The 19,078-nt window shown below is 48.3% G+C and carries 15 protein-coding genes; 4 read left to right on the forward strand and 11 right to left on the reverse strand.

Translation table 11 applies throughout. From position 1 onward, the window contains the following. Positions 1–35 precede the first annotated feature (35 nt). Genes OXN25_13730 through OXN25_13740 form a run of 3 tightly spaced genes read right to left on the reverse strand, consistent with a single transcriptional unit; the run spans position 36 to position 1,632 of the window. Complete coding sequence (locus tag OXN25_13730; GenBank protein ID MDE0425916.1) at positions 36–671, reverse strand: tetratricopeptide repeat protein; 636 nt, start codon at positions 669–671, stop codon at positions 36–38. Positions 672–701: 30 nt separating this feature from the next. Then, positions 702–1,169, reverse strand: coding sequence for a hypothetical protein (locus OXN25_13735; GenBank protein ID MDE0425917.1), 468 nt, complete (start codon positions 1,167–1,169; stop codon positions 702–704). 1 nt (position 1,170) lies between these two features. Then, the gene (locus tag OXN25_13740) at positions 1,171–1,632 is read right to left on the reverse strand and encodes a PIN domain-containing protein (GenBank protein MDE0425918.1); all 462 of its coding nucleotides are present in this window, start codon (positions 1,630–1,632) and stop codon (positions 1,171–1,173) included. Positions 1,633–1,870: 238 nt separating this feature from the next. Here OXN25_13740 and OXN25_13745 point away from each other — a divergent pair, with 238 nt between their 5' ends. Next, positions 1,871–2,365, forward strand: a complete 495-nt coding sequence (locus OXN25_13745) for a hypothetical protein (GenBank protein ID MDE0425919.1) — start codon at positions 1,871–1,873, stop codon at positions 2,363–2,365. Between the two features lie 231 nt (positions 2,366–2,596). Here OXN25_13745 and OXN25_13750 read toward each other — a convergent pair whose 3' ends face one another. The 8 genes from OXN25_13750 to OXN25_13785 form a co-directional block, all read right to left on the reverse strand. Next, positions 2,597–4,084 carry a CoA-acylating methylmalonate-semialdehyde dehydrogenase gene (locus OXN25_13750; GenBank protein MDE0425920.1) on the reverse strand — a complete coding sequence of 496 codons (1,488 nt, stop codon included), beginning with the start codon at positions 4,082–4,084 and terminating at the stop codon, positions 2,597–2,599. A gap of 19 nt (positions 4,085–4,103) precedes the next feature. Beyond that, on the reverse strand, positions 4,104–5,531 hold the full coding sequence (locus tag OXN25_13755; protein MDE0425921.1) for a S41 family peptidase: 1,428 nt from the start codon (positions 5,529–5,531) through the stop codon (positions 4,104–4,106). A gap of 156 nt (positions 5,532–5,687) precedes the next feature. Further along, the gene (locus OXN25_13760; protein MDE0425922.1) at positions 5,688–6,167 is read right to left on the reverse strand and encodes a hypothetical protein; all 480 of its coding nucleotides are present in this window, start codon (positions 6,165–6,167) and stop codon (positions 5,688–5,690) included. After that, entirely contained in the window at positions 6,164–7,645 is a 1,482-nt protein-coding gene (gene gatA, locus OXN25_13765) for an Asp-tRNA(Asn)/Glu-tRNA(Gln) amidotransferase subunit GatA (protein ID MDE0425923.1), read from the reverse strand. The genes OXN25_13760 and gatA overlap by 4 nt, the downstream gene beginning before the upstream one ends. Positions 7,646–8,007: 362 nt before the next feature. Continuing rightward, positions 8,008–8,343, reverse strand: a complete 336-nt coding sequence (gene gatC / locus OXN25_13770) for an Asp-tRNA(Asn)/Glu-tRNA(Gln) amidotransferase subunit GatC (GenBank protein ID MDE0425924.1) — start codon at positions 8,341–8,343, stop codon at positions 8,008–8,010. A gap of 17 nt (positions 8,344–8,360) precedes the next feature. Then, entirely contained in the window at positions 8,361–10,562 is a 2,202-nt protein-coding gene (gene pcrA, locus OXN25_13775; protein ID MDE0425925.1) for a DNA helicase PcrA, read from the reverse strand. Positions 10,563–10,686: 124 nt separating this feature from the next. Further along, the gene (uvrA, locus tag OXN25_13780; protein ID MDE0425926.1) at positions 10,687–13,557 is read right to left on the reverse strand and encodes an excinuclease ABC subunit UvrA; all 2,871 of its coding nucleotides are present in this window, start codon (positions 13,555–13,557) and stop codon (positions 10,687–10,689) included. An 899-nt stretch (positions 13,558–14,456) separates the two neighbouring features. Beyond that, positions 14,457–16,430 carry a hypothetical protein gene (locus tag OXN25_13785; protein MDE0425927.1) on the reverse strand — a complete coding sequence of 658 codons (1,974 nt, stop codon included), beginning with the start codon at positions 16,428–16,430 and terminating at the stop codon, positions 14,457–14,459. Positions 16,431–16,891: 461 nt separating this feature from the next. Between OXN25_13785 and OXN25_13790 the strand changes: the two genes are divergently transcribed. From OXN25_13790 to OXN25_13800, 3 genes are all read left to right on the forward strand, one after another. Then, positions 16,892–17,602 carry a hypothetical protein gene (locus tag OXN25_13790; GenBank protein ID MDE0425928.1) on the forward strand — a complete coding sequence of 237 codons (711 nt, stop codon included), beginning with the start codon at positions 16,892–16,894 and terminating at the stop codon, positions 17,600–17,602. Further along, on the forward strand, positions 17,602–18,600 hold the full coding sequence (locus tag OXN25_13795; GenBank protein ID MDE0425929.1) for a Gfo/Idh/MocA family oxidoreductase: 999 nt from the start codon (positions 17,602–17,604) through the stop codon (positions 18,598–18,600). Before OXN25_13790 ends, OXN25_13795 begins: the two co-directional genes overlap by 1 nt. A gap of 156 nt (positions 18,601–18,756) precedes the next feature. Further along, entirely contained in the window at positions 18,757–19,050 is a 294-nt protein-coding gene (locus OXN25_13800) for an ArsC family (seleno)protein (protein MDE0425930.1), read from the forward strand. Positions 19,051–19,078 lie beyond the last annotated feature (28 nt).

Consider the following 19,078-nt stretch of genomic DNA (forward strand, 5'->3'; position numbering starts at 1 on the left):
AGTTAAAATTATGTATAGACGTTTCGGCTCAAAAGTTAGCACTTGTTATAATCTTGAACAGCCAGTTCAAATTCGCCCAGGTGAGAGTAAGTTCGGGCGCGTTTCGCATAAACCTTTGTAAACGTCGGAATGAGCTCTACAGCTTTATTGAAGTCTTCAAGGGCCCTGTCATATTCGCCTTTTTTCAGGTAGACAGTACCGCGATCGAAGTAAACCTCGGCATAATCGGGTCGGAGTTCTACTTCCATGCTATATCCCTCAATGGCTTTGTCATATTCACCTTTTTCACGATAAAGATCCGCGCGATAACCGTGCGCGTCGGCATGTTCAGAGTCAAACTTTATAGCCATGCCAAAGTCTGTAATAGCTTTGTTACGCGCATCGTACTCTGTGTAAACTTTACCGCGACTGTAGTAGGCTTCAGCATAATCAGGTTTGATCTCTATTGCTTTGGTATAATCTACGATGGCTTTCTCAAAATCAAGTTCATCACAATAAGCATTGCCGCGATTGTGGTAGGCTTCAAAATGATCAGGATCGCGCTTTATGGTCTCACTAAACGCTGCGATGGCTCTGTCGTATTCGCATTTTTTGTAGTAAGCCATGCCAAGATTGTAATATGTTTTGGCATCATTGGGCTTGTGTGTTATTATTTTTTTGCATTCCGGCACTGGTAAATCCAACTTACATGGGTGCTCTTGTTAATCCTGTGTTTCGGCTGCGGGTATCCGCTTTGGAGGTATCACATTCAGGTTGTTATCGGGTACCGGCGGTTGATCGGCGGGTTGAACATCGCTGAGGCGTTTGAAATGCTGTTGGAAAAATCTGACATATCCATAGGCATCAAATTTGTCTATAAGAATTTTAAGCCCAACCTCGTAGATTTCGATATCGGTGAGTTCTAATAAGCCCTTACGCCACTTAGCAACCCTCTCGGCTTTGATACGTTCTTCTTTCTTTTCTTCTGCTTCTCTCTGCCGGATACGCGCAACAATCGTGTCAATATCTGGTTCATCGTCTAACCACTTATGCCGCTCAACAGAATAATCATACTCGTTCGGTTTACACTGACGGAGGAACTGATCTGTATGCGCAGATCCTAATTGTGCCGTTAGCTCTGCAATAGCCGCTTCGTAAATCTCAAGATCCGTCATCTCTAAAACGTTCATCTTAATCCACCTCTTGTAACCATGTATACGGGTTTTCAACTCGGACGTGAAGTTGTGTATAATAGCGTTGTGCTCTTCTGAGTAACCTGTCATCAGTTGTTAGAAAAATATCCACCTTGTCACTCTCAGCACATGCAATATGCAAAGCATCTCTACGCTTGAATCCTAGTAACTCAAGTTGTTTGCCTCTTAATTTTTCGTTTGCCTGAGTGTAAATCGTCTTATGCGCACGAGTTAGCAGACCTTTCATTTCAAGGCGTTTTCTCAGATCCGGAGTTTGATTAACCTCATTTGTCAAAACATCGCTGGAGATCCAAACCCAATCACCTCTACGAATATAAGTGAGGGTCCGCCCTATAGCCCCAGCTTCTTGAATAATCCGTTCCTGCGTAGGCGGATCGAAAAGCCGACTGAGACAACATGTATCAAGATAAATTTTCCAGAACTGCAAATCGGTCTGCACACGTATATCCAGACTTTGCTTAATAATTTTCTATAGTAACGTGAGTTCGATAATCGGTAACAGCTGCGATAATTATAGCATAACACCTGTCCAAATATCAAACGCTTTTGATATAGAATTAAAAAAACACGAACCTTTTCTGGATAGAATTGACTAAAAAAGCAAAAGCAAAATGGAACGCCCTTGATGAAAATAAATGGGCATTCACAAAATTAAAAAACTCATAGGAGATAGAAAAATGAAACGGAAATGGTTCGCACTCAGCGCAATCGCAGTCATCGCGATGGTCGGCATGTTTGTTTTGGAAAACATAGCAGCAGCACATCAACCTGCTCGGAACAGACGGGAATCTCGTAATGTAAATCGTGATAGGATGGCAAGGACGGTAAATCCTGTGTCCGCATTGCACCAGTCTTGGATCGCTCTGACCTTCGGTGTGAAAGTGGATGATGAAACGTTGGCTAAGGCACGTCCAATCTATCTGGAGACCCGCGAGAAACTTCAAACACAAATTAACAAAGCACGTAAAGCGGATACCAATCGCGAGACTGTGAGAAAAATACGCGAAACCGTCAAAGAAACAAACGCAAAACTTAACGCAGGTCTTAAGGAAATTTTGACGGAAGATCAGATGACGAAATTGACGGAGTTGACACAGAAACGACGGACGGAAACACGGCGGCGTGGTGATCAGTCCCGACGGAACCAGAGGGAATCCCGTAGATCCCGTTAAGATATACCTACAATGAAATTGAGTCGGGTGCATACGCCCGGCTCTTTTTTTTACGGTCAGCGGTCAGAAGAGGTTAATGAGGTTTAATAAAATAATTCGATAATTGACGGGCAATGAATTGCCCTACTACAAACAGGAGACTGGTTCGTAGTAACGCGATTTATCGCACGTTAAGAAATTACCTGATTAAATTCCTAAACTTTATCAAACCTCGCCTACTATGGTTGGAGACTATGCCCAGCGTTCAACAACGACCTTCTTTTGGGTGAAGAAGTCTACGGCATCCCAACTCTGACCGTGGAGGTCGCCGAAGAAACTGTCTTTCCAGCCGCTGAAGGGGAAGAATGCCATCGGGGCAGCGACACCGATGTTAATGCCGATGTTTCCGATCTCTGCCTCATAACGGAACTTGCGGGCGGATGCGCCGCTACTTGTAAAGAGACATGCCATATTCCCGTAACGTCCATCGTTGACGAGTGCGATCGCATCGTCAATCGTCTCAACGTGGATAAGTCCGAGAACAGGTCCGAAGATTTCAGTGCCGGCAATATCGCCCTTCGGATCGAGGTTACTGAGAACCGTTGGACGGATGAAGTTTCCATTTTCGCCCCCGGGGATACTCGGATACCTACCATCAACAAGAAGCCGCGCACCTTCATCAGCACCCGCTTGAATCAACCCCTCAATTCGGGTCTTGCTTTCGGTGGTGATGACGGGTCCCATCTCGGTTCCGTCTTCCAATCCGTTCCCGACGACGCGGTCAGTGGCGGTGTCAGCGATGGCTTCTGTGAACCAACCCTGTGCGTCACCAACGGTGAAGGCAAGGGAGGCGGCAAGACAGCGCTGCCCAGCACACCCAAACGCACTCTCCGTCGCGGCGTTAACCGTGAATTGCGGATCGGCATCGGGAAGAATGATGAGCGGATTTTTCGCACCGCCTTGGCACTGGACGCGCTTTCCGTTTGCCGCGGCTTTCGCATAGATGGCTTTCGCCGTTGCGGTCGCACCGACGAAACTAACCGCACGAACATCGGGATGCGTTAAGATAGCATCTACAGTGTCCCTACCGCCATTGACCAGATTAACAACGCCTTTCGGGAGTCCCGTCTGCTCCAAGAGTTGGAACACCTTTTGCATGGTGACGGGTACTTTCTCAGAGGGTTTGACGATGTAGGTATTCCCACAAGCGATGGCATACGGTAGAAACCAGAAGGTAATCATCCCCGGAAAGTTGAAAGGTGCGATGGCAGCACAAACCCCGACAGGTTGGCGGATCATGAATTCATCAATGCCGGTTGCGATGTCCTCAAGATTCGTGCCTTGCATGAGCGTGGGGATACCACAGGCGACCTCGACGTTCTCAATGGCGCGCCGCATTTCGCCTTTTGCCTCATCAAGCGTTTTGCCACACTCAAGCGTAATGGTTCTCGCGATGTCGTCTAAGTTGTCCTCTAAGAGATTTTTCAACTTGAACAAATATTGAACACGTTCGACGGGGGGTGTCCGCCGCCAGTCTTGGAGTGCAGTGGCAGCAGCAGTGGCGGCTTCATGGACCTCTTCAGCCTGCGAAAGCGGGACTTGTGTGAGGACTTCCCCATTCGCTGGATTCGTAACGTCCAGTAATTCATCTGTCGTGGACTGCTGCCATCTGTTGTCAACGTAGTTCAGCAGTGGCGTTTGGACATCGGATAAGGCTTGCGGCGGATTGGCTTCAGGCATGGGGTTTTCTCCTTTAGTTCTACTTTGCGAAAAGTTCAAGGACTTTTAATTGCTCCATAGCAGCGACGATTTGTGGGTCATGTTCCAGTTCGTCCTGAGAGGTTTCCGTAATCTGTGCCAGCGCGTATTTAATGCCGACATCGCTCAGCACAATCTGCTCCTCAACGAGTGCATCCGACAGACGTTGGTAACTCCGTCGGAGTTTTGCTGCCTGTCTATCATCACGGGAGGCATGAAAGGCAACATTGAGTTGGCTCAAGACATCATCGCCGTTTTCCTCTACAAAGGTTTTGAGTTTTTCGTGATTACGGAGTTTCACATGCATCTGCTGCTCGGAACGACTAAACCATGGGGATTCAACATCGGGCATGATGCCGATTTTGTCAATATCGACACCGTTGGGTGTATAGTAGCGTGCGACGGTTAATTTGACGGCAGCCTTTGTACCTCTCAGCGGAAACACACGCTGGACAGATGCTTTCCCGAATGTCTTAGCACCCATGACGAGTCCGCGCCCATGGTCCTTGATGGCACCCGCGACGATTTCTGAGGCACTTGCACTCCCGCCATTAACGAGGACAATTAATGGAAATTCCTCCCTTTTCTCACCTTTCGCCACAAAATCCTCACGCGTCTCAACCCCTTTACTGTAAACAACGAGTTGACCGGGCCTCAGAAAATCACTGGCGATATCAACAGCTGAAGAGAGTAACCCACCCGGGTTCAGACGGAGATCGAGAACAACGCCTCGGATACCCTGTTCCTTGAAATCAACAAATGCTTTATCTACGTCATAAGCCGTGGTCTGAAGGAATTGATTGATTTTGATGTAACCAACCTTATCACCAATAATGTCTGTTTCCACGCTCGGAATCCGGATCACCTCACGCGTGACGGTAACCTCAATGGGTACCCCCTCGTTTTCACGGATGATTGTGATAGAAACCGGTGTTCCGGGTTCACCCCGTAACTGCTCAACAGCCTCGTTCAAGGACATGAGTGCCGTCGATTCACCCTCAATATGGCTGATGACATCGCCGTTTTGGACACCCGCGAGTGCTGCCGGGCGATCCTTAAAAGGGGTAATCACAGTGAGCATATCCTCCCGCATACCGATCGTCATGCCGAGTCCGCCGTAATTGCCGCGGTTGTCGGTCTGAAATTTGGTATAGTCTGGAATAAATTGGCTGTACGGGTCCAACTTGCGAAGCATGCCGTTGATGGCACCCTCCATGAGTTCTTTGGTGTCCGGGGTGTCGAGATGCGACTGTTGGACATACGCCAATATCTGTGAGAAAAGTGCAAGGTTTTCGACGAGTTTCTCGTCTTCATCTGAGCTCCAACCGAGTGGCAGCATGGCACAGATAAGGTATATAGATAACAAGATGCGAAAACAGTTTTTTGTCGTAGCTTGTGGGTTTTGAAAAGGTATTATCAAATGTTTCATGTTTTGTTTCCTCCGATAGGCATCAGTTTTAATTTTAGTGGAACCCATAATCAACTTTACAGTGGCGAGGTTAGGAAACCTCGCCAGCAGGAGTATATTTTCACACACAGGATCGGTGCGGTTAGAAACCGCACCTACAGTTGAAGTACATAATTCCTAATAAAAATAGTTGCGTAGCCTTTTGATACTCGGAATACGAAAAGCGATAAAGGCAGCAACAGCACCGTAAAGCAGATCGATGCGACTCATGCGTGACTGCATCAACTCCCAGACAGACTGCCCTTTAAACAGGGTTGTAGCGATGGGCATCGCTTGTTCTAATGATATATTATTCTCTTGTTGGAGCTGCGCTGCGATTTGCGCGACTGCGTTCCACTGGACATCAAGATACTTCCCGATAAAGATACCGAGTATCGCGAAAAGTGCGGCAGCAGCACTGACCACACGCCACATCGTTTTTGCATCGCGCGCGAGGCTCCGGCTACTCGTGAAAAGTATGCCGAGTCCAGTGAGCACCCCAATACCGATAGCAACAAAACCAGCTGTGCGTCCAGTCCATTGGATATACTTTGCCCACAGCACGCCACCTATCGCTGCGCCGAGCAGTCCACCAAACGGTGCAGTTACAGCATTCATGATGAAACATCTCCATTCACACCCATCTGCGGTTTCTGCAGATGGTGATCCGTATTTTGCTCGAAGGTATAGGCAACCCGTAAAACTTTTTCTTCTGCGAAAGGCGCGCCGAGCAGTTGCAACCCGACAGGCAACCCGTCTTTCACCAACCCACACGGAACAGAGATACCGGGAAGTCCGGCATGGCTTGCGGGGGTCGTCATCACATCGCAAAGATACATTTGCAACGGATCTGCGGTTCGCTCGCCTATTTTAAAGGCAGGCGTCGGCGAGGTAGGCGTTGCGATAACATCAACCCGCTCAAACGCAGCATCAAAATCAGATTTGATGAGCGTCCGCGCTTTCTGTGCCTTTTTATAATAGGCATCCTGATACCCCGCACTCAGTGCAAAAGTACCGAGCATAATCCGACGTTTTACCTCCTCACCGAATCCTTTACTGCGCGTCTTTTTATACATGTTAATCAGGTCTTCAGGGTTTTCCTGCCGATATCCGTAGCGTACACCGTCATACCGTGCAAGATTCGCACTGGCTTCGGCGGGTGCAATAATGTAGTACGTCGCGATGGCATACTCCGTGTGGGGCAAAGAGATCTCTTCAACCGTCGCCCCGAGTCGTTCAAGAACAGCAACAGCCGTCTGTATGCGGTCTGCGACTTCCGTATCTAACGCCGGTGTGAAATACTCTTTCGGTATGCCGATTTTCATACCTTCCACATCGTCGATGAGACCCTGTGTGAAATCAGGGACAGGCACATCAACAGAGGTTGCATCCATGGCATCGCTGCCACAGATAGCATTGAGCAGCAGTGCACAATCGGTAACATCTTTTGTAAAAGGACCAATCTGATCGAGTGAGGAGGCGAATGCGACCAAACCGTATCGGGAGACGCGTCCGTACGTCGGTTTCATACCGACGACCCCACAGAGCGCAGCGGGTTGGCGAATTGAACCGCCAGTGTCTGAACCAAGAGAACAGATAGCCGTATCCGCCGCGACCACTGCAGCAGACCCACCGCTGGAACCCCCAGGAATAGTGTCAAGGTCCCACGGATTGTGCGTAATCTGATACGCCGAGTTCTCGGTAGACGACCCCATCGCGAACTCGTCCATGTTTGTCTTACCGAGCATAACGACTCCTTGTTCGTGGAGTTTGGTCATGACGGTCGCGTCGTAAGGTGGAACGAAGGTTTCAAGGATTTTGGAGGCACATGTCGTGCGCACACCCTTGGTGCAGATTACATCTTTAATGGCAATCGGGATGCCAGCCAAAGGCGGCATAGCGTCCCCGTTTTGAAACCTAACATCCGCAGTGTGCGCCTGTTCCAAGGCGATGTCCTTCGTAAGCGTTAGATAGCCTTTGACGTGAGGCTCAACAGCGTCAATACGGTCATAGACAGATTCTGCCAGTTGGACAGCGGTAATTTCCCGCGTCTTGAGTTTTTCATGTAGTGCGTGTGCCGTTAATTCGTAAAGCATTTTTAAACTATTTAATCTGTTCACCGTTCTGTACGGGCTGGGGAACCCAGCCCCTACGGTTTCACGGTGGTTTTCGGTGCGTTCTAACCTTCTTTGGATTTGACAAGGATTTTTAACAATGATTAACTCTCGGAAGGCGCAAACTAACAGTTTGCGCTACAAAAGCACACAAACTAAATGAAGTTTAAATAAATAATTCGGTAAGGTCCGGTGCGGTTACAAACCGCACCTACTGAGTTTGGGGAAAATTGGAATTACCGATTTAAATTCTTAATGTTCATACAGTTTGTGGTACAAAAGAGAGAATATTTATCAGAAACAGTATTATACCCAATCGCTAACAGCCAACAGCCAATAGCCATTTAGTGGCTGCGATCAACGACTCTGGGGACTCCGAAATATCCTTCTTCAGGTTCAGGCGCGTTCGCAAGGACTTCCTTGCGTGGATACGACGGCTTGACGACATCCGGCTTCGCGACATGAGCGGCTTCCGTTTGTGAGCCACCTATAATAACAACTTGGTGTGGATGAATGTGCGATGTTGGCGGCACATCATCTGTGTCAAGCTCGTTCAATTTCCCGATATAGTCAAGAATTCGGGCGAGCTGCTCGGTAAAATGTTCTGTCTCTTCGTCATTAAATTCGAGGCGTGCGAGATTTGCGACATGGCGTACGCCTTCGGTAGTAATGGTCGCCATCGTTTTATTGCGTCTCCTTATGAATCAGATAGGGTTTGCAGCGGTGCAGTAGAAGTTGCAAGTTGTTTCGTACCGGCACGACTAAATCGAACGGTAACATAAACGTCGTGTCCAGTCTCATTGACTTTCGTTACCTTACCCCTTCCGAATTTCGGGTGAAGAACAATCTGATCCACATAGTAGTCTGGAGAATCTTCTTCAGAAACCACCTCATACAAACCCGTTGTTTCACGGAATGGAGAGCGGTAACGGTCAACCTGCTTGATGAGATGCGCTGGGATCTCGGAGATAAAGCGAGACTGCGTGCGATATTCTATTTCCCGATACGTTCTTCGCGAAGTCGCATGTAAGAGATAGAGCTGCTCCATTGCGCGTGTGATACCGACGTAACAGAGGCGACGTTCTTCTTCTAACTCCTCTTGGGTACCGAGCGAGCGTTGATGCGGTAGGTAGCCTTCCTCCATACCGACGATGAAAACGAACGGGAATTCCAATCCTTTCGCGCTGTGCAAGGTCATCAAAGTTACCATATCGGTGGTGTCCGTTTCCATGGTATCTATATCCGCAATGAGTGCGACATTCTCCAAATAGTCCGAGAGAGTCGGTTCGGCGTGATTTTGTTCATAGTCGATAACGGCGTTAATGAGTTCCTCAATATTTTCGACGCGATTCTGTGCCTCAATCGAATCTTGTTGCCGCAAATTTTTGAGGTACCCGGTCTCTTGTAGGACATAATCCAGCGCGTCTGCAGGGAGGATCGTTGCGTCAAGGTCATCAAAGATTTTCGCAAAACGACGGACCTTCGCCTGAAGTCCGCGGTTGATTGTGGAAATCTCATCAACCCGATGGACAGCGTCAAAGAGGGTTATGCCCTCTTCAACCGCAAAATCGACGAGCCTTTGAAGGGTGGTACTCCCGATGCCACGACTCGGCACGTTTATAATCCGTCTCAGACTCATAGAATCACTCGGATTACACATCACACGGAGATAGGCAAGCAGGTCTTTGACCTCCATCCGGTCATAGAAGCCGACACCGCCGACAATCTGATACGGGATATTCGCGGTTCGGAACGCCTCCTCAAAAATTCGGGACTGTGCGTTGGTTCGATAAAAGATGGCAAAGTCTTTGTAATCAACTCCCTCAGTATGCCAATCCTCAATTTGGGTTCCGACGTACCCCGCTTCATCGTTTTCGTCCATCGCCTCATAGCAGGTAACGAGTTCACCGATGTTATTTTCAGTCCAGAGTTTCTTCGCCTTCCGTTCCGTATTGTTGTGGACGACACCCCACGCGGCATCTAAGATATTTTGTGTAGAACGATAGTTCTGCTCGAGACGGAGAACACACGTGTTCGGATAATCCTTCTCAAAATCGAGGATATTCCTAATGTCGGCACCGCGGAAGGCATAGATGGATTGGTCATCATCCCCAACAACGCAGATATTCTGCTTCGCTCCAGTGAGCAACTGCACAAGTTCATATTGACAGCGATTGGTATCTTGATACTCATCAACAAGGATATACTCGAATTTGTTCTGATAATACCGACAGACCTCTGGATTTTGACGTAAAATCTCTACCGCGAAGAGAAGCAGGTCATCGAAATCAAGGGCGTTGTTCAGACGGAGGGCGTCTTGGTAAAGTGCGTAGATTTCTGCAACCACCCTGTCAAAATAGCCGTCTGCCATATTTCGGAAGTCCGCCGGTGAGATAGACTCGTTTTTGGCACGACTGATATTGCTAAGGATCGCGCGCGGGTGAAACTGCTTATCGCTATAGTTGAGTTGTCGGAGGACATCTTTGACGAGCGTGGCTTGTTCCCCTGTATCGTAGATAGTAAAGTTGCGGGTATAGGCGTGATCTCCCGGTCGGGTTACGTTTTTAGTTTCTCTCCCCGCACCTAATTTCTCAATATCTCGGCGAAGGATACGGGCACAGGTTGCATGGAAAGTTGCCACCCAGAGATCTCGGCCAACGCTGCCTTGAACGAGTGTATCTAAACGCTCCTTCATCTCATTTGCTGCCTTGTTCGTAAAAGTGACAGCGAGGATACGGAACGGGGAAATATCGTGATGTTTTATGAGGTAAGCGATTCGGTGTGTGATGACGCGCGTTTTGCCACTACCGGCACCGGATAGAATAAGGAGCGGTCCGTTGGTGTGTTGGACTGCCTCGCGCTGGACATCATTTAGAGATCTTAATAGGGTGTCGTTCATGCTATAAAGTATACACAATTTGGGATTAATTTTGCAAGGGGAAATATTTTAATGGCTATCAGCGGTCAGCAGTCAGTGGCGAGGTTGGGAAACCTCGCCTACCTATTTTTGGGGAAAACGGAAGTTAGATAAGATAGTCCTTCAAGAATTGTCCGGTGAAAGAGGCTTTGGCGTTGGCGATTTCTTCGGGGGTGCCTTGTGCTAAGACCTCTCCGCCTTTATGTCCACCCTCTGGACCGAGATCAATCACATAATCGGCAGTCTTGATGACATCCAGATGGTGTTCAATCACAATGACAGTGTGTCCGGTATCCACAAGACGATTGAGACTGTCTAAGAGTTTCTGCACGTCGGCGATATGAAGCCCGGTGGTCGGTTCGTCCAAGATATAGAGGTTATGCTTTCCGCGCTTGATTTTACCCAATTCACTTGCCAACTTGATTCGCTGCGCTTCGCCACCGGAGAGGATCGTGGCGGGATGCCCAATTTGGAGATACCCCATGCCGAGTTGATTGAGGACGCTCAGCTTGTGATGGATTAACCGCTGATCGGCAAAGAATTCAACGCCTTCCTCAATTGACATCGTAAGGATTTCGGAGATATTTCTGCCGTTGTAGGTAACGTCAAGCGTATCCTCATTGTAGCGCGCCCCTTTACAGGTTGGACAGACGACTTCAACATCCGGCATAAAATGGAGTTGGGTGGTAATGGTGCCTTCACCGTGGCACTCTTCGCACCGTCCCCCTTTGACGTTGAAACTGAATCGGGAGGCGGTGTAGCCTCTTGCAGCGGAGAGGGGTGTGCTGGCAAAAAGTTTTCGGATGTTATCGTAAAATTTGATATAGGTTGCAGGATTAGAACGTGGCGAGCGACCTATGGGCGACTGGTCTATGTTGATAACATCGTCTATATGTTCGTGTCCTTCCAATTCATCGTGTGCGCCGTAGAGAGTTCGGCTGTCGTGATAGAGTGCATAAAGTTTCTTGTAGAGAATCTCGTTGACGAGTGTGCTTTTGCCGGAACCAGAGGCACCCGTAATGCAAATAAATACACCGAGCGGAATATCAATGTCGATGTCTCTAAGATTGTTTTCCCGTGCTCCGGTGATGCTTAGGAATTTGCCGTTTAAGTCGCGCCGTTGTTCTGGTAGTAAGATTTCACGTCTGCCACTCATGTAGAGTCCTGTCCAAGAGTCGGTACAGTCAAGGATTGTTTCAAGGTCGCCTTGGACGACGATATGCCCACCGTGGACCCCTGGTCCTGGTCCGAGTTCGATGATGTGATCGGCGGCACGGATTGTGCTTTCATCGTGTTCAACAACGATAACGGTGTTGCCGATGTCCCGCAATTTTCTTAGCGTCTCTATCATCTTCGCATTGTCCTTGGGATGCAAGCCGATACTGGGTTCATCAAGGACGTAGAGCATTCCCATTAATCCGGAGCCAATCTGCGTAGAGAGACGGATACGTTGCGATTCACCGCCAGAAAGGGTCGCGGAACGCCGATTGAGGTTGAGATAGTCGAGTCCGATGCCGAGGAGTAAGTTAATTCGGGCAACAAGCTCCTTGACGACCCGCTCTCCTGCTTCCCGCTGTTTTTCGGGCATATCTGTGATACTCAATAAGAAGTCTCGCAATTCTTCAAAGTGGAGTTCACCGACTTCGTGGATTGTCTGGCTCTCAATCGTAACGAGGAGTCGCTGTCTTTTGAGTTTCGCACCATCACAATCGGGACAGGTGCGTTCTACCATCACTTTTCGGAGATACTCTTCCATGCCGGAATGCGCCTCCCCGCGTTTTCGATAGTTTCGATAGTGCCTATCAATGCGGGTGGCGATTCCGTCAAAACGGATTTTTCGACCGAGGTGGCGTTTTTCGACGGGTCGCCCGCCTTCGGGTTGTAAGATGGGAAATTCTTCGCCGTGTGTGCCGTAATAGAGAATATCAACGACCTCTTCGGGCAAGTCAGCAAAAGGCATGTGCAAGTCAAAGTCGTAGTGCGCGGCGAGGCTGTACATTGTCCTGCCGTCCCATCGATCAGGATCGTAGTTAAAGGCTTGATGGACGAACGCGCCCTCGGCGATACTCCGGCTCTTGTCAGGGACCAATAAGTTCGGATGTACCTGTAAGTAAGTGCCGAGTCCGGAACAGGTTACACATGCGCCGGTCGGTTCATTAAAGGTGAAGTGGTGGGGTCCAAGTTCAGCCATGAGTACGCCGTGTTTCAGGCATCCGAAGTCCTCTAAAAGTTCTACGGCATCCGCTTCGGCATCATCAGGAAATTTGACATCAAACCGCATGAAACCTTCACCGACAAGCATGGCATGTTCAAGAGAGGCGAGAACCTGTCTGTCAATATCTTTTTTGATAAAGAATTTATCAACGATGACCTGTATGTCGTATTCGAGGTCGGGGTCGAGTTCGATTTCTTCGCTGATGTCGTGTTCAATCCCGTCAATTCTGACGTGTCTGCAGCCTTTCGTACGGATGTCGTCGAAGAGGTAATCATAATCCTCGCCGTAGATTTTAAAGACGGGTGCGTGAATCTCCACCTCGGAACCCTCTGGCAATGCAAGCAAACGCTCTAAGATTTGATGGTGTGAACGGATCGGAATTTCGGCTTCACAATACGGACAGTGGGCGACACCGATGGTTGCGAAGAGCATACGGAGGTAGTCCTGCAAATCGGTCATTGTGCCGACGGTGGAGCGCGGGTTCATGGTGATTGTTTTCTGTTCGATAGAGACAACAGGCGATAATCCGTCAATGAAATCGACATCGGGTTTTTTGAGCTGCGTGATAAAGCGTTTGGCGTACGTGGACATGGATTCGAGGAATCGGCGTTGTCCCTCGGCATAGACGGTGTCAAATGCTAACGAGGATTTACCGGAGCCGCTGATCCCTGTGACGACAACGAGTTGGTTCCGTGGGATTTCGACTTCAATATTTTGTAGATTGTTTTCGCGGGCACCTTTAACAGCGACGGTTTGTCTCATGTCTCCTCTCCATTATAGTTCTTGGTTCTTGGTCTTTGGTTCTTGGTATTCGGAGGACCCGCAAACTAACAGTTTGCGGTACAATAGAAGTGTCGAATATAATTACGGAATTCACTCTAATTTATAACGTTATTACATGTCGAATAGCAACGAATTATTTCAGCGCGCCTCATGCGTTGTTTAAGTCGGATTTACGTTAAAAATGTTACACTAAATGTTACACAACTTAACATTTGATAACCTGTTATCTAATCTGTAGAAAACTCAATGGCCGTAAGGGTTTATAGGCTTTTTTCTTTTGATTTTTTCGTGTGTGCAAAAAACGTAATTTGGCGAAAAGTGTAACATTTTGGCTATTGTGGGTTTTTCAAAATTAGCGTCAAACTTATTTTTAGTATAGTATAATTATACCATATTTTTGGATAGATGTCAAGTTTTTTTATGCATTTATATAGGGTCATTTTGAGTAGCCGTTAGCGATTAGCAGTCAGCCGTCAGGGGTTATAATACCAATTCTAATTGATAATTCCTCTTAAAAGGTTGACTATTTTTCAGCACTGCTCGGTGCGGTTAGAAACCGCACCTACCGGGTGTGGTGTGAGTGGGTTCGGTTAATGCGAGATAAACTTTTAGAAATGGTATTAGAATTAATTGGACACTCTGCACCGACGAGGTTAGGAAACCTCGCCAGCGACGAGAAGAACATGTGTATTTATTTTCAGGATCCACCAGAATCTATTCCCAGACTCTGGTAAACCTTAGCATTAATTAGACATTCAGCGAATCAACGTCAGAATGCGCGCGGGTGCGGTTAGAAACCGTGAAGAAATCCGCAGAAATACCCAAGCAAAAACACCCCAAGCAAAAACCCTACCGCTGAAGGAATGTGTCTATTCATATCACAGAAACGGATTGTTTGCGTCGAAGTAATATGAGGGTTCCTCTACGGAAACTTGGCTGTCCATTGTCAGACGGACGGGTGCGGAGAATTGTTCGATAATTTCCTTTTGCACGAGCCATTCGCACGCCATGCCAAGGGTGAGTTCGCGTTTGCCGAAATGTGTGTAGAGATCGGTGATCGTCCGCTCCTCACCGGATGCCTCTAAGAAGTCAAGCAACGGTTTGAATAGGAGCTGCAAATCGTCCTCCAAATACCGATCGACGCGTTCGAGTGCCTCGCGGAGCATAACTTCAGTTTTGGGTTTGTCTATGAGGTCAATGAAAACAGCGTTGAAAAAGTCTGGGTTGTGTTTGCGTGCTTGATAGATAACCTTGCGCCTGGGGGTTTCGCCGTGTTTGAGGACTTCAATACGTGCCAGATTCGTAATCGCGTATTTTAGGTAGAGAAAGGTATAATCGATGTCGTGTTTGAGGTGTAACCACTTCTCGGCTTTGGCGAGGATGCCTGTTACGTTAGCGGCAGTATTGAAAAGTTGGGACTGCTTATCTCTGTCCCCGACCTGCAGACAAGAAGGATCACCAACAGGAAAACTCACATCGCTGTCCACAGCAAAAAGGCTGTCTTTGGAAAAGAGGACACGACTCTCAGCAAGGATTGAATGGAGTCGGCTGCCTTGCAGTGTTCTGTCCAATAATTTCTTGTAATCGCTGCGGGTGTAGAGTTCGACCCGGAACGGGATGCCGTCTTCGATGAGTTGAAATTCTTTTCGCCTGAACTTTGTGCCGTCTCGGAGGATCAATGTTATGTGAACGGCAGTCTTCTCCCAGACGTTGTCTTGGGCGAGGTTGTTCGTGAGAACGGCAGCGAGGATGTAGCGGTCCCGTTCGAGTGTGTCTGTTAAATTATTTAGTGCGTTGTGAATCTGCGTGTGGATGTCTTCGCGATCGCGAGTGGAACTCGCTCCTACAGGATCAGAGGGATCGCGAGGATCGCGAGTGGAACTCGCTCCTACAAGGGTGCTGTCGTAGTAGTAGGCGGGTTCTTCGACGGCGATTTGGCTTTTGACTGTGAGATTTACGGGGGTTGCGACTTGTCTGATGATCCCTTTCCATGTGAGCCATTGGCACACAAGGTCGAGTGATTCTTCGTCAAATTCTGGTTCCTCTTCACTTTCACCGTGTGGATTGTGTCCCAAGTCGGCATTTAACTCGGTGCCAGTGCGGGGTGTCTTCTGCTCTTCAAGATAATCGAGAATGGGTTGGAAGATAAACTGGCGTTCATCAAGATAGGCGTTAACTGCATTAAGCGCGCCCTGAATAACAGATTCATTCTTTTCGCAGTTGATGAGATCGGTATAGACGCTGTTGAAGAAGTCAGGATTGTACTCAAGGGCGGGTTGGATGACCTCGCGTGCGGGGATTTGATTATTTAAAAGAACTTCTACCCGTGCCAATCCTTGGACTGCGTCAAGTATGGAGAGAAAAGCGGTGAGACAATCCTGATTGACGTAAAACTGTTTTTCGGCGTATAGCAGGCTTGGCAAGGTACTGGCGACAACGCTGAGAATTTGGAGCTGCTTATCGCGTTCGCCGATGCTGTTGCGGTCGGCGTTTTTATCATACCACTCCTCAATAGAGGCATCGCGCGAAAAGAGGAGCGTGCTGTGCGAGAAATAGGAGTGCATGAAAGACCCTTGTTGCGCGCGCTCTATGTTCTGTTTAAAAGCCTTTCGGGGTGTTATATTGGCGTGGATGTTGACACCGTTTTCGACGAGGGAGAAGAAGGATTGTGTGGGACGAATTGCGTCTCTGCCGATGAGTTCAACGTCAAGGTCGGACTTTTCCCAGACCTGCGCATAGGAAAAACTACCAGCGACAATCGCAGCGAGGATATAGGGATCCTTCTGAACTTTTTCGACGAGCGTATTCGCAGCCTCGCGATACTGTTCCTCAATGGCATCTTGGGATCGCATGGGATTCTCCTAACGTGAGTTTGATTTAAAGGTTATCCGCAAAGGATACAAACTAACAGTTTGTGCGACAACAAAATCCTGTTTATCGGTGCAGTTAGAAGCCAAATTCTGTTTTTTTACATTGGGGATTGTTTCTTGTTAATTATACTATAAATTTGTTAAGAAAGCAAATTATTTTTTGTTGTGCTGCGGAAAGGTGGAAGATTGGTATCTGAGGACCCGAAAATGGTTTTCTTGAGATAATTTCGGATATGTGATAATATGTTAGGACTTACGCAATTTTGACTGCAGTCCGTTCTGTGAGATGCGAATTTTCCGAAACCACAGCGTTCGCCTGCCACAAACTGGGAAGTTTGTGCTACAAAAGAGCAGCATGCGTAAGTCCTATATGTATAGCACGTACTACCTCTTGGTCGGGATTTGGAAATCACACCAACAAAAGATAAATGGAGGAATGCCCAATGAGATGGGTAACATATTGCGGTATTGCGATAGTGGTAATGCTAATAGGCATACCTACTGGTTTCGCACTTCACGAAGAAGATAAGGGACCTGAAAAATTCGGACGTTACGAATTCAAGGAGCAGGATATCAAAGCGGCAACGGATGCTTGTGAGGCGGGTGGTAAGCCGGGACCGGAATTCGTGCCGACGGTTCGAGATGATGAACCGAACTTGGCACTCCTGAAAGATGCGACGGCGGAAGCGTCTTCACAGATAGCAGGCTGGTGTCCACGGCGGCACTGCACTGAATACCTCAACGACGGTTTCTATAATAACTGCCGGAGTTGGATCATCGGTGCAATACCGGGGTGGGCGCAGATTGATATGGGCGATGTCGCGAATGTGAATCGGATCATATTCGGTAGCGATCACTCACAAGGGTTTGTGGATCGGACAACTGTTGATTTCGATATTCTCGTGGCGACCACGAAAGCGGATCCAGATTCGGATGCGAACACATGGGAAAAGGTCTACACACACAAAGGGGATCCGATTAGCGAAACCACTGAGTTCACTTTTAAGGATGTAGAAGCTCGTTGGTTGCGCCTCCATATACGCGCGAATGGCGGTGCGCGTGTTGATGAGTTAGAGATTTACGGGGGCAGAGACCCGATGGCGGTTGAACCACACGAGAAACTTACGACAACGTGGGGAAATTTGAAAAAATAATGACGAGTCAAAAATCGTTAGCAATCGGCATCATCGGTGCTGGTAATATGGGCAGACATCATCAGGGAGCAATAATCAACTACGGCGCGAGCGTCGTTGCTGTCCATGATCTACGGCTTGCGGCGGCGCGCCAGCTCGCCTCACATGCGGATGCTGAACTTGCGACCACTGAGTTAGGTGCCTTTTTTGATGTAGAGATGGACGGAGTGGTGATTACAACGCCACCCCCTATTCGCTTGGAACCTATTCGGATGGCGTGCGATCGCGGTATTCCGGTGATGGTCGAGAAACCACCCGCCTTGAATATGGTTGAAGGTCGGAAGTGTCTTGCCTGCATTGAGGAATCGGGTGTTATCGCTGCTGTCGGATTTCAACTCCGTTATCACCCACTCTATGAACGTCTGAAGGCGTTGATCGCTTCGGAGACAGTGCATCTGGTGCGAACGGTTTGCACAGTTGATTATTACCTGAGTTTCAGAGCGGCACCGTGGTTTTTGCAGTATGAGATAAGCGGGGGTCCACTACCGGAACAGGCAGTGCATGTGTTAGACTGCGCCCGGTTCGTTATGGGGAACCCGAAACCCCTGCAGGCGCACGCCCTTGCGATAAAGAATATGGCGTTGGAACGCACGGAATTCGATGCCGAAAACGCTATCCAGATGACGTACCAATTAGACAACGGGGTTTTTGGGACGCACATGAACCACTGCGGCACCGAGAAATTCAGTTTTGAGGTTGAAGTTGTCGGCCCACATCTACGATTACAAGCAAATATGGTAGAGAACGCGATTCGTGGTTATCTGAATGGTGAAACTGTTAATGAGCCGGTGGGTTCTAACGACAGTTCAAATTTAGACAAAATCGGGGCATGGTTGCGTGCTATCGAAACGGGAGATAGAACACTTATCCGTTCACCGTTTTCTGACGCGCTTCAGACACTTGCACTCATTGATGCGGCAGTCCAGAGTCGTGGAACGAGTAGATTTGTTCAAATATAGTAAGACCTCAACGTATGTGGAACTTGCGGCACAAATGGTCAGTTTGTGCGTAGTGGGCACGCAAACTAACAGTTTGCGGTACAAAAGAGGGGTCAAGGAGGAATTGTGATGATAGATTGGATCTATTTTCGGAATGGCTGAAACTCATGCAAAAAAGTGCAAGCGGTGCTTGACACAAAGAACCTCCAACCAGAAAGTCGCACGGATGCCCGAAAAGAGAAAATGGAGGCAGCGGCGGTATGGGAATTAATGGTCGGTGCAGAACGGATCGTTGTCGCAAAAGGGAGGCGCGTCGAAACTTTTGTGCCAACGGAAGACCCTCAAGAATCAATCCTAAAAGCCGTGCTTGGACGCAGCGGTAGTCTCCGCGCCCCGACAGTGCGAACGGGTGATGTGTTTCTTGTCGGCTATAACGCTACGCTTTACGAGACGGAAGCCCCTTTTGTTTAGCAGATAGCGAACCGCGAATCGCGAACCG

This window comes from Candidatus Poribacteria bacterium (assembly GCA_028820845.1).
In the GTDB taxonomy this organism is placed as follows: Bacteria; Poribacteria; WGA-4E; order WGA-4E; family WGA-3G; genus WGA-3G.